Raw genomic sequence first — 12,429 nt, 5'->3', positions numbered from 1 at the left:
GGCCAAAACATCGCCTGGGTAAGATGGTGGACATGTCGACTCAGGATCACTCGCCATCTAGCTCGGCCTCGTCTAGCACAGCCTCCCCTCGCCGAATCGTTGTCATCACCACCGGCGGCACCATCGCCTGCACCACGGATCGCAGCGGTGCACTAACCCCGACCATCTCCGGCGCGGAGCTCGTCGCAGCGGTCGCGCAGCGTTACCCCGAGGGCATGTTAGAGCTGGAAGTTCGTGAGCTCGGCATGTTGGACTCGTCGAGTCTCACACTCAACGATGTCGATCGTATTCTCGCCACTATTCACGAAGTGCTTGACGACGACTCCGTGGACGGTGTCGTCGTAACTCATGGCACGGACACGATGGAAGAAACGGCGATGGCTGCCGATGTTTTCCATGCTGACTCGCGTCCAGTTGTCTTTACTGGGGCACAGCTTCCCTATGATCACCCGGAAACCGACGGACCGGGGAACCTCTTTGAGGCCGTGACCATTGCCTCCGATGCCTCTGCACAGGGAATTGGCGTTCTCATTGTCTTTGGCCACGCGGTCTTGCCGGTGCGAGGTGCGACAAAGTGGCACACGACCGATCCTTTGGCTTTTGCCACTAATGCCCCGGAGGAGCCGGTTCGTCCAGATCCGCTACCGCTGACCGCCTTGGCGGGCTCGAAGGTAGAGATTATCCCCGCCTACTTAGGTGCAGATGGATCACAGCTGGATTCGGCCGTCGCCGCCGGTGCCCGCGGCATTGTCGTAGAAGGCCTGGGGTCGGGCAATGTCTCCGATGCGTTTGCCGCCGCCATTGACCGGACCATTGCCGCTGATGTGACCGTCGTGATGGCGACGCGCGTCCCGCGTGGCGATGTCCACGCCGCCTACGGTGGTGCCGGTGGCGGTGCGACGCTGGCTCGGCACGGTGTGATTAGCGCTGGTTGCGTGCATGCACCGCAGGCGCGCATCATTCTCGCTGCCGCGCTGGCTGCGAATGTGCATCCGCAGACGCTGTTCTAATTCACGCCTCGATGATGCGGATGATTTTCGCCGGATTTCCAGCCACGACTACGCCCGCGGGAACGTCCTTTGTCACCACGGCGCCCGCGGCGACCACGGAGTTGTCGCCGACGTGTACACCGCCCAGGATGATGGCTCCACCACCGATCCAGGCATTGCGCCCTATGATGATTTCATCTCCAGACTCTAGATAAGCGGCGCGGGCCTCAGCTCCCAGTGGGTGTACTGGTGGAAGCAGCTGCACATTGGGCCCGAGCTGCGCGTAGTCGCAGATTGTCACCTTCACCACGTCGAGTGCGGTGAGCCCAAAGTTAATGAAAACGTTGTCACCGATATGGATGTTATCGCCGTAGTCCAGGTAGACCGGCGGGCGAACGGTGCTGCTCTCTCCGAAAGACCCCAGTGCCGGTGCTAGCACTTGCTGTGCTGCCTGCTGGTCTTCGCGGAATGCGACTTCAAATTCCGCGGCCACCTGGCCAATTCGCGCGTTCAGAGCCTGCGATTCCGGATGATTGGCGATATACCACTGACCGTTCAGCATGCGCTGGCGGTTATCCAGACCGTCGTCGGGAAGTGTGGTCGTCGGATTCGGGTCTCGATCGGTGTTGCGCAACGAGGCGCGGCGAGCTGCCTCGAGCTCTGCAATACGGGATTCGGTAGTCATAGTGGCCCAGTTTACGGTCAGCGCATAAACAGAGCGCCGCAAACGGCACCGAGGATAACGGCCACGTCAGGTAACCGCATCAAGCATCCGCATCGGGGCCAACCTCGTCTTCACTTTCACGCTCAGGTTGCGGCAAGTCAAGAGCTGCTGCTTCGTCGGATGCCAGCCACTCCGGCCAGTCCAAACTGCACACCGCAGAGCACGGGCGCAGCTCCGGGTCGTCCTCCTTCAGCGTGATCATGCGGCCGGGGCCACTGGTGCGGCTTTCAAAGCGGACAGTCACAATCCCATGCCCCGACCCCTGTACCCAACCATGGCCATGCTCGCTGTGGTGCACATCCGAGGTAGGTGCCCACTTGGAGTCGGAAAGCCGAACAGTCGGCAACGCACCGGTTCCAGATAGCTCTACCAGGCCGGCGGGAGCGTCGGAAAGCGCAGGTGCTGGTACTCGATCTTCGACGGTGATAGCGCGGTCGAGCTCAGGAAACAGGACTTCTTGTATGTGCGAATCCAGCCCGGAGAAACCGACGCCCACCAGTCGCACTGGGCCAACCTCCGCGGGTGTGAACGCGATTCGGTGAGCGACAGCCATGAGGGTGTCGAAGTCCTGTGTGGCGTAGGCGAGCGTCTCAGATCGGGTATGGATGCTCAAGTCGGACAGACGCACCTTGCAAGTGATGGTGCGGGCACCACGGCCATCTTTTTTGAGCCGTCGAAAAGCGGACTCGCCTGCGCGATCGATGGCGGCGTGGAGCTGGGCCTGCGACCCCAAATCCTCGGGATAGGTGTACTCGGCCGATACAGACTTGGCGACATCGCGTTCCTTAACCGGCCGGTCATCTGTCCCCTGCGCCAGCTGCCACAGCATCACACCAGTTTTGGATGTCAGCGAAACCTCGACATCGCGCTGAGACATCGCGGCAAAATCACCAATCGTGTCCACGCCCAGAGTGTGCAGTTTTGCAGCGGTGACAGGGCCAATGCCCCAGAGCTTCTCTACCGGCAATGGGTGTAGTAGCTCGTGATTGCGTGCGGGGTCCAGCACGTACACGCCATCGGGTTTCGCCAGGCCGGAAGCAATTTTCGCGAACTGCTTGCCCGCGCCCGCGCCTATCGACGAGGCCAAGCCGGTCTCCCGCCGAATATCTGCCCGCAGTTGCTCCGCCCAGGCAATTACCTTCTCTATCGAGGCACCTTGCAGCTCCTCGGGCTCCATAAAGGCCTCATCGACGCTGAGCTGCTCCACCACGGGCACGCGCTCGCGAATTACAGAAAACACTCGGCGCGACACAGGCCCGTAGATACCCTTGCGTCCGCTGACCGTCACTGCGTTCGGTGGCATGAGCCGACGCGCGCGAGCCATCGGCATAGCCGAGTGCGCACCGTACGCGCGAGCCTCATAGGAGGCACCGGCGACCACACCTCGACCGCCCAATCCGCCGACGAGAACCGGTCGCCCGCGCAGAGTCGGGCGGGTGAGCTGCTCGACGGACGCGAAGAACGCGTCCATGTCGATGTGCAGAACCCACCGCCCGGAAGTCGGCATTGAGATTACTCTCCCCTACTGCTTGGCAATATCCGCCGAGCAGCCGTCCGCCACGTCGTAGCTCAGTGACTCTCCGCCAGCGACGACCTCGAAAGCGGTGGCAAGAACTTCCCGGGCGATGAGGTCAGCGTGGCGGTTTGCCCACTCTTCACGCTCGGACGGGACCTGCAGCTTCACCGAGATACGGTCGGTGACCTCGAGGCCAGCGTTCTTGCGGGCGTCCTGGAGACCGCGGATACGGTCAGCAGCCCAGCCACGGGACTCCAGGTCCTCGTCGAGCTCGGTGTCAAGCACGACCAGGCCATTGACGCCGTCGACCTCAGCGGTGGAATCCGGCGAGATCGCGACCAGATTGCGGGTGTACTCGCCCTCCTGCAGCGGAATACCATCGGCGACAACGGCGCCGTCGACAACCTCGTAGTTGCCGGACTTCACAGCCTTAATGACCTTCTGAACGTCCTTGCCCAGGCGCGGACCGGCCACGCGAGCGTTGACGGAGACCTCGAAACGTCCCACCGAGTCCACGTCGGAGGTGAACTCCACCTTGTCGACGTTGACCTCGGAGGAAACGATGTCGGCGTAATCACGCAGACGTTCGGCATCCGGGAATGCCAGGGTTAGCTTCTTCAGCGGCAGGCGGTTTCGCAGCTGGTTGGCCTTGCGGATGCGCGATGTTGCCGAGCAGACATTGCGGACAATGTCCATGGACTCAACGAGTTCGTCATCGGTCGGCAGCTTGTCGACGTCCGGCCAATCCTCCAGGTGCACCGAGCGGCCGCCAGTGAGCGAGCGCCAGATGACCTCGGTGGCCATCGGCAGCAGCGGAGCAGCCACGCGGGTGAGAACCTCCAGCACCGTGTATAGGGTGTTGAATGCCTCTGGGTGCTTGACATCGCCGGCCCAGAAGCGGTCGCGGGAGCGGCGCACGTACCAGTTGGTCAGTGCGTCACAGAACTGACGGACCTCATCGGTGGCAGCAGCAATGTCGGTGTTGTCCAGGCACTCAGTGACAGCACGGACAGTTGCTGCAAGCTTGGCCAGGATGTACTTGTCCAGGATGTTGTCGGAGTCCACCGACCACTCGGCCGGCTTGGAGGCGTAGAGCTGCAGGAACGAGTATGCGTTCCACATTGGCAGAAGCGCCTGGCGCACGCCCTCGCGAATACCCTGCTCGGTGACGATCAGATTGCCACCGCGCAGAATCGGGCTGGACATGAGGAACCAGCGCATGGCGTCGGAGCCGTCGCGGTCGAAGACCTCGTTGACATCCGGGTAGTTGCGCTTGGACTTACTCATCTTGTTGCCGTCATCACCCAGCACGATGCCGTGGGCGACGACCTTCTTGAACGCCGGGCGGTCAAACAGTGCAACCGACAGGACGTGAAGCAGGTAGAACCAGCCGCGGGACTGGCCGATGTACTCCACAATGAAGTCGGCCGGTGCGTGGGACTCGAACCACTCCTTGTTCTCGAACGGGTAGTGGAACTGCGCAAACGGCATGGAACCGGAGTCGAACCAGACATCCAGGACGTCCGGGACGCGGCGCATCATGGACTTGCCGGTCGGGTCGTCCGGGTTCGGGCGCACCAGTTCGTCAATCTCCGGGCGGTGCAGTGTGGTCGGGCGAACGCCGAAGTCCGCCTCCAGCTCATCGAGGGAACCGTAGACGTCGACACGCGGGTACTCGTCGTTGTCGGAAACCCACACCGGAATAGGCGAACCCCAGTAGCGGGTACGGGAGATATTCCAGTCACGTGCCCCCTCGAGCCACTTGCCGAACTGACCGTCGCGCACGTGCTCCGGCATCCACTCAATCTCGTTGTGGTTGAGCTCCACCATGCGCTCGCGGATCTTGGTAACGGACACGAACCAGCTTGGCAGTGCCATGTAGATTAGCGGCTCGCCCGAACGCCAGGAGTGCGGGTAGGAGTGCTCGATGGTGCGGTGCTGGACGACGCGGCCAGCGGCCTTCAGGTCACGGATGATGTCCTTGTTAGCGTCGAAGACCAACTTGCCCTGGTACTCCGGCACCTGGGAAGTGAACTTACCGTCCATGTCCACCGGAATGATGACATCGATGCCGTATTCATTACAGGTGTTCATATCGTCTTCACCGAATGCCGGTGCCTGATGGACCACACCAGTACCGTCCTCGGTGGTGACATAGTCGGCCACCATAATCTGGAAGGCGTTCGGGTGATCTGCGAAGTACTCGAAGATCGGCTGGTAGGTCAGACCTTCCAGGTCAGCACCAGCGAACGTAGCCACGACCTCGTGTTCCTTGCCCAATTCCTTGGCATAGGCACCAATCAGCGCCTCTGCCAGCAGGAAGGTCTTACCTGCAAACTCCGGCACGGAGGAATCCCCTCCGACCTTAACTACGGCATAGGTGACCTTCGGGTTCACGGCCAGGCCAAGGTTGGACGGCAGCGTCCACGGCGTGGTGGTCCAAGCGATAGCCGCAGTGTCAGCGAGCACCGGGTTGTCCGCCAGCGTCTTCTCCGCTGCAGAGCCGGCCTTGGCGCCGGTGAACGGGAAGGTCACGGTCAGGGTCGGGTCCTGCCGCATCTTGTAGGAGTCATCCAGGCGGGTCTCCTGGTTGGATAGCGGGGTGTGCTCTGCCCAGGAGTACGGCAGCACGCGGAACCCCTGGTAGACCAGGCCCTTGTTATAGAGCTCCTTGAAGGCCCAAATCACGGACTCCATGTAACTCATGTCCATGGTCTTGTATCCGCCGTCAAAGTCAACCCAACGAGCTTGACGAGTGACATATTCCTTCCACTCGCCCGCATACCGCAGCACCGACTCGGCGCAGTACTTGTTGAAGTTAGCCAGACCCATTTCCTCAATCTGGCCCTTGTCCTTAATACCGAGCTGCTTCTCTGCCTCCAGCTCAGCCGGCAGACCATGGCAGTCCCAGCCAAAGACACGGCCAACCTGGTAACCACGCATGGTCTTGTAACGCGGAACGATGTCCTTGACGTAACCGGTCAGCAGGTGACCGTAGTGCGGTAGACCGTTGGCAAACGGCGGGCCATCATAAAAGACGTATTCGTCCGCCCCATCGCGCTGATCAATAGAGGCCTGGAAAGTGCTGTCCTTACCCCAGTACTCCAGAACCTTTTCCTCCAGCTCCGGGAACTTCGGGCTCGACGTGTACTTACCAAAGTCAGCAGTGCGCGGATACGCGCCGCCTGCCGGAGTGGCCTCAGCAGAGGCATTTACATCGTTCGAATTAGACACCGTTTTTACGTCACTTCCGTGGTCGAACATCATTAATACTCACCACGGGGACGCGTGCCTAGCCCCTTCAGCGTTGTTACTGGTGACACTGAAAAGGAGTCTCGCGCGGTACCACCCCGCTTGGCATCACGCTTTACGACGGTTCTTGCGAACAAGAACCATGCGGTTTCACGCGATAGCCCGCTTATTTAATACGGCTTTGTAACGGTGCCAAACCGTTCGGTTCTACTGGGCCCATTTATTGCTGGACTGTTCTTCCGAAACGCTCCCCGGTGATGGCCGGCTCATTGCGTGTATGGGTGTCAGTATAGCAGTGTCTCAGGCAACTACTACAACCCTGACCGAAACAAAGAATGCGCTTGGGTCGCAGGGAAAGATAACAAAAACCACCGCGCTCTGCCTCCCCTTCCTGGGGAGCCGAGCGTGGTGGTTTTCTACGTATTGGCTACGTAATTAGTTGTTGTAGCCGTCGGCCGGGGCAGCCGACTCGCGAGAGTTCAGGTCGTCCAGCTGAGACTCCAGGAAGGTCTTCAGGCGGGTGCGATACTCGCGCTCGAAGATGTGCAGTTCCTCGATGCGACCCTCCAGAGCGGTCTGCTGCTCCTTGACAGTGGTCATAATCTCGAGGTGCTTGCGCTCTGCATCCTCCTGCAGCGCGGTTGCCTTCTGCTGCGCTGCGGTGATGGTGGCGTTGGAACGAGCGTCTGCGTCGCTAATCATTTGCTCGCTGCGCTGGCGAGCGTCGGTGAGGGTCGACTCAGACTCGTTGCGGGCATCAGCCAGCAACTGCTCACTGCGCTCCTTGGCATCAGCCAAAGTTGCGTCTGCCTCGTTGCGAGCATTGGTGACAGTGCGCTCGGCCTCTTCATTGGCCTCTGCCACGGTGCGGTCAGCGTTCTCACGAGCCTCGGTGACAAGCTTGTTCGCCTCAGCGTCGGCGTCAGTGGTGACGCGATCGGCGGTGTCCTGAGCAGCCTGCAGGATACGAGCAGCACGGAGGCTAACTTCCTGCGACTCAGTGCCGGTGCTTGCTGCAACTGTCTGCGGCTGCGCCGCAGATGCGGAGGAAGCCTGCTGTGCAGAAGCCTCTGCCTCAGAAGCACGCTTCTCAAGAGCATCCAGACGATCCTGGTAGCGAGCCTCAATCTCCTGCTGCTGAGCGTTCAGGCGCTCGTTGTACTCAGCGCGCAGCTCCTGCTCAATTTCCTTGCGCAGCTTGTCTTCATCGACAGCCGACGTCGCAGCGACAGCACCAGAAGCGGCGTAGTCTGCGCCACCACCCTGCTCTAGCTGACCTTCAAGGTCCTCAACGCGCTGGCGCAGCTCAGCGTTTTCATCCTGGAGCTCACCCAGTGCGTCCTCCACGAGGTCGAGGAACTGGTCGACCTCATCCTCGTTGTAACCACGCTTGCCAATCGGAGGCTTGCTGAAAGCCACATTATGCACATCAGCCGGAGTCAACGGCATGGTGAGTTCCCCTAACACTTTGAGCGGACAGTTCTTAAGAAATCTTAAGAGAATTATTTCCAGTAGTACTGTTTACCCGGCCAATCCTACCTGCTCTAGTCACAGTCCTCACCCCATTTATTTTGGGCAGGACTCTATCTCCCACGTTCTAACCAGTGGCAAAGTTCTAGTAAAACGTTAAACCTCGCCCTTACCCTGCACCTTTAGCCACAGAGCTTTACCCCCGACACAACAAAAACCCGTTGGGGATTACATTCCCCAACGGGTTCCTATTATTGCCCCCGATTAACACCCCCGGCAGCAATTCAATGCCCGAGAACATCACATTCGGGACAGTCAAAACAACACAGCTCCACCGAAATCCACATTGTGGACCCCAAGCAAACAGTTAGCGATATTTACGCCACCGCACCGAGAGCTACCTGCAGCACCATTCGCAGAATCATAAGGATGAAGAACAAAACAAGCACAGACATGTCCACCATCACGTTGCCCATCGGCATAGGCGGGATGAGTCGGCGCAACAGCTTCACCGGCGGGTCGGTGATGACAAAAACAATTTCGCCAATCGACGAAAACACCCTGCCCGGTCGCCAGGATCGAGAAAATGACTGAATCATTTCAATCACGATGCGAGCCAACAGCAGATAGGTGAAAAGCTTCAGCAGGATTAGCAGAACTAGCAGTAGTGAAGACACGAATAAACAGTCTAGCTAATTAATCGAAATACGAAATACTAACAAGTCATGCGAGCCGGCTGACTAGCCGGACATCCGGTCGAACTGCCCCTCGTTGACATCGCAGCCGTGCGGGTACAGGGTAAACACGGAGCCGTCAGCCTTGATCCGGCCGCGCAGACCGAAAACCAGTCCAGCAACGAAGTCGACGTAGCGCTTAGCCTCAGATGGGTCGAGCTCACTCAGATCGAAGGTGACGATGTCACCGTCGCGGAAGTGTGAACCGATGTCCGGAGCCTTGGAGTACTTGTCCTGGAAACCACTTTCCGGCTTGATAAAGACCTGCTCTGGTTCCTTGGTCTCAGCAACGGAGTGCAGGTTGCCGTAGCGGTAGTCCTCCTCACGGGAGTTCACACTTGCAGCCTCACCTGGAGCCTCTTCGCGCAGCTCGTAGCGGTGGCGCTCCGCACGACGCGAGTCGGCATAGGAGTCATCAAAACGCTCCTCGTCACGGCGGTCAAACTCGTCGTAGTGCTCGTCGTAAGCCGCGTCATCAGTCGGGGTAAGACCGAAGAAATTTGAAACCCCACGGAAGAAATCAGCCATCTTCTGCTACGTCCTTCTTAGTGTGCGAATTTAAGTCTGTGCTACCCACAACCTACCGGCTGGGTCAGCAATATCGCATAGACACGCGCAAATTTGGCGAGCCAAAATTACAACTTTGAAACTTAGTCCTGCTCAGGCAGGATCACGATGCCCGCCTGACGGCCAGTTTTTCCCTCCCGCCGGTAGGAAAAGTACTGCTCATTGTCAATAGTGCAGCTGGGCTCGACGTTGAGATGCCGCACGCCGAGGTCATAGAGCTGACGCAACAGGCCGGCGCGCACGTCGACACCGGCAGTCCCCTGCTTCGTTCGCGTCTTCGCTCCGGGCAAGTGCTTATCGACGTCATCGGCCATCGACTCAGGCACCTCGTAATTGTGCCCAGAAGCCGCCGCACCGAGAAGCGCATGGATATTCTCGGGCGTGGCACCGAGCTCAATCATCTTTTCGACAGATTTATGAACGATTCCGTTGCGGGCACCGGTCCGCCCCGCGTGTACCGCAGCGGCGACACCCGCATGATCGTCGGAAAGCAAGACGGGAACGCAATCGGCAACGAGCACTACCAGCGCGAGACCCGGCGTGGTCGTGACGATGGCGTCAGTAGCCGGGACAGGCTCAGTTTGTGGTTCGTTGACGACGGTGACCGTGTTGGTGTGAAGCTGCTCCATATAGACGAAGCGGGCGCGGTCGATTCCCAGAGAATCGGCCAAGCGCTGGCGGTTGCGTTCGACTGCGGACGGGTCATCGCCGACATGATCTCCAAGATTGAAAGAATCATATGGTGGCAGCGAAAACCCGCCGCGCCGATTCGTCAGAATTTTTCGGCTGCGGCGGGATTCAGTCATGATTTCTTAGAAGCCCCACTCCGGCAGGTCACTGGAGGCCTGGTAGCCACCACGACGATCATCGCGGTCATCGCGATCCTTGTAACGGTGAGCACCACGGTAGTTGCGGTTTTCCTGCGTACGCGGTGTCGGGTTGTCGGTGAACAGACCACCGCTGTTCGGATTGGTGCGCGGGACAAAGCGGTCGCGGTCCTCACGCTCGCGCGGCTGTGCGACCGGACGCTCTTCCTCCGCACGCGGAGCCGGAGTGCCGAGGTTGTCACCGCCCGGCAGTGCGCTGCCCTGGCGCGGCGCCTGCTCAGCGGCCGGACGCGCCTCGACATCCTGTGCAGCCGGTCGTGCAGCGGCACCTGCGGCTGGCTTGTCCAGCGGGTTGCCGTTACCCTGCTCAAAACCGGTAGCAATCACAGTGACACGAACTTCGTCACCGAGGTTGTCGTCGATAATGGTACCGAAGATGATGTTGGCATCCGGGTCAGCCTTTTCCTCCACGATGGACGCGGCAGCGTTGACCTCCATCAGGCCGAGGTCGGAGCCACCGGCGACGGAAATAAGCACACCCTGTGCACCATCCATGGTGGACTCCAGCAGCGGGGAGTTAATGGCCTGAGTAGCGGCGTTCATCACACGGTCATCGCCACGTGCGGAGCCAACGCCCATCAGAGCCGAGCCAGCCTCCGCCATTACCGAGCGGACGTCGGCGAAGTCGACGTTAATCATGCCCGGAATGGTAATCAGGTCAGTAATACCCTGGACACCGTTGTACAGAATCTCGTCGGCAAAGCGGAACGCGTCCATCATGGACAAATCCTGCTCACCAATCTGCAGCAGACGCTGGTTCGGAATGGTGATAAGGGTGTCACAGACCTCCTTGAGGGTTTCAATGCCCTCAGCGGCCTGGCGCGCACGGCGCTTGCCCTCGAAGTCGAACGGCTTGGTTACTACGCCGACGGTCAGGGCGCCGGACTTCTTGGCGATGCTCGCGACAACCGGAGCTGCACCAGTACCGGTGCCACCGCCCTCACCTGCGGTAACGAAGACCATATCGGCGCCCTTGAGGGTCTCTTCAATCTCATCCTTGTGGTCTTCCGCAGAAGTGCGGCCAACCTCGGGGTTAGCGCCAGCTCCCAGACCACGAGTTGCCTCACGCCCGATGTCGAGCTTGACATCAGCGTCGGAGAACATCAGGGCCTGCGAGTCGGTGTTGACTGCGATAAATTCGACACCCTTCAGCCCCTCCTCGATCATGCGGTTGACAGCATTGACGCCACCGCCGCCGACACCGACGACTTTGATAACGGCGAGGTAGTTATTCGGGGAGGTCATTGCGCGTTTCTCGCCCTTTCCTATAGGTCCTAAATAATTTCATCTAGCCACGTTGCACATGGGCCGCACGACAGCATTGGCACCGCCGGGCAGTACAGCTCTCCATGACACCGCACGGAAGAAGTGCATCATGGCCGAAAAGCTGTTGACCCCATTGTGGTCGAAAACTGCAAATAATTCAGCGACCTTTTAGCGCGTGTCGCTACCTTAAACCTGCACTTGAGGGATAGTGTTTAGCCACAGAAATCACTCCAGACACCACCATTCTCTACTCTCCCTTTGCAGCGGGTAGTCGGGGGTTGGAGACATTCCAAATCTTCTCGCCACGGTTCAGGACAATCTCCGTCGCACGCGCTTTTTCTGCCGCATTATCCGAGGACCCGAAGTACACCTCGTATCCATCGGTCAGAAATAGCTTGATTTCTGCCTCGGAAGGCGCGCTAATCCGCTCCACACGGTGTGCGACGGGCTCCGGCAACGCCTTGACGACGTTCAAAACCGCCTTGATAACGCGCGGTTCGGGGTCAACTTTGCCGTCTGTTGGCTCATCCACGCGAGGTGCATCAACAACTTCGATGACACCCGGAGGCGGGGCTGCCGTGACGAACTCCTGCCCATTTGCGGAAAACAGATGCTCTCCGTCAGTGGCACGGACAAACACCACTGGGGTGAATTCCCGTACCGAAATAGTCACGCTCTGCGGCCATGAACGACTGACGGTCACGCTATCGACCCACGGCTGCCCCGCCACGGAGCGCGCTGAGGCATCCGTGTCCAAGCGAATGAGCTTTTGATTCTCGGAGATACCACTGGCGTCGACAATCGCGTCTTTATCACCGTGGACGACGCCTTCAACATCAATGTTTTTCACAACCAGCCACGGCGAAAACCACACCACCGCTGCAACGATGGCGATAATCGCGACCAGGCCACCGCCGATGAGCCAGCCGCGTCGCGGGGCGCGCGCTGAACGCTGTCGCCGCGACACGGCTGTGCCCTGGTCTGCACCGTCGGTCTGCTGAGATTGCTTTCGGCTGGTTTTCAC

The 12,429-nt window shown here is 59.5% G+C and carries 10 protein-coding genes; 1 reads left to right on the top strand and 9 read right to left on the bottom strand.

Annotated elements, in window-relative coordinates; translation table 11 throughout:
* The first annotated feature begins 23 nt into the window (after nucleotides 1-23).
* Nucleotides 24-1,010 carry an asparaginase gene (locus HMPREF2860_RS10165; protein ID WP_070628883.1) on the top strand — a complete coding sequence of 329 codons (987 nt, stop codon included), beginning with the start codon at nucleotides 24-26 and terminating at the stop codon, nucleotides 1,008-1,010.
* Between the two features lies 1 nt (nucleotide 1,011).
* Here the strand turns inward: HMPREF2860_RS10165 and HMPREF2860_RS10160 are convergent, their stop codons facing one another.
* The 9 genes from HMPREF2860_RS10160 to HMPREF2860_RS10120 form a co-directional block, all read right to left on the bottom strand.
* Nucleotides 1,012-1,674, bottom strand: coding sequence for a sugar O-acetyltransferase (locus HMPREF2860_RS10160; RefSeq protein WP_081913943.1), 663 nt, complete (start codon nucleotides 1,672-1,674; stop codon nucleotides 1,012-1,014).
* Nucleotides 1,675-1,753: 79 nt separating this feature from the next.
* Complete coding sequence (locus tag HMPREF2860_RS10155; protein ID WP_070628882.1) at nucleotides 1,754-3,220, bottom strand: DNA polymerase IV; 1,467 nt, start codon at nucleotides 3,218-3,220, stop codon at nucleotides 1,754-1,756.
* Nucleotides 3,221-3,235: 15 nt separating this feature from the next.
* Nucleotides 3,236-6,496: an isoleucine--tRNA ligase gene (gene ileS / locus HMPREF2860_RS10150; protein WP_038625786.1), complete on the bottom strand. Its 3,261-nt coding sequence runs from the start codon at nucleotides 6,494-6,496 to the stop codon at nucleotides 3,236-3,238.
* A gap of 420 nt (nucleotides 6,497-6,916) precedes the next feature.
* On the bottom strand, nucleotides 6,917-7,930 hold the full coding sequence (locus tag HMPREF2860_RS10145) for a DivIVA domain-containing protein (protein ID WP_070628881.1): 1,014 nt from the start codon (nucleotides 7,928-7,930) through the stop codon (nucleotides 6,917-6,919).
* Between the two features lie 398 nt (nucleotides 7,931-8,328).
* Nucleotides 8,329-8,628: a YggT family protein gene (locus HMPREF2860_RS10140; RefSeq protein ID WP_038625790.1), complete on the bottom strand. Its 300-nt coding sequence runs from the start codon at nucleotides 8,626-8,628 to the stop codon at nucleotides 8,329-8,331.
* A 63-nt stretch (nucleotides 8,629-8,691) separates the two neighbouring features.
* A complete protein-coding gene (sepF, locus tag HMPREF2860_RS10135) occupies nucleotides 8,692-9,213 on the bottom strand; it encodes a cell division protein SepF (RefSeq protein ID WP_049182126.1) in 522 nt (173 codons plus the stop codon).
* Nucleotides 9,214-9,335: 122 nt separating this feature from the next.
* A complete protein-coding gene (pgeF, locus tag HMPREF2860_RS10130) occupies nucleotides 9,336-10,058 on the bottom strand; it encodes a peptidoglycan editing factor PgeF (protein ID WP_038625794.1) in 723 nt (240 codons plus the stop codon).
* Nucleotides 10,059-10,064: 6 nt separating this feature from the next.
* Entirely contained in the window at nucleotides 10,065-11,384 is a 1,320-nt protein-coding gene (gene ftsZ, locus HMPREF2860_RS10125; protein ID WP_038625796.1) for a cell division protein FtsZ, read from the bottom strand.
* Nucleotides 11,385-11,652: 268 nt separating this feature from the next.
* The gene (locus HMPREF2860_RS10120; RefSeq protein ID WP_070628880.1) at nucleotides 11,653-12,429 is read right to left on the bottom strand and encodes a cell division protein FtsQ/DivIB; all 777 of its coding nucleotides are present in this window, start codon (nucleotides 12,427-12,429) and stop codon (nucleotides 11,653-11,655) included.

Origin of the sequence: Corynebacterium sp. HMSC064E10, from assembly GCF_001812505.1 — a bacterium.
Classification (GTDB): Bacteria; Actinomycetota; Actinomycetes; order Mycobacteriales; family Mycobacteriaceae; genus Corynebacterium; species Corynebacterium amycolatum.
Note: the sequence above shows the minus strand (reverse complement) of the source record. Positions and strands in the feature narration are given on the sequence as shown.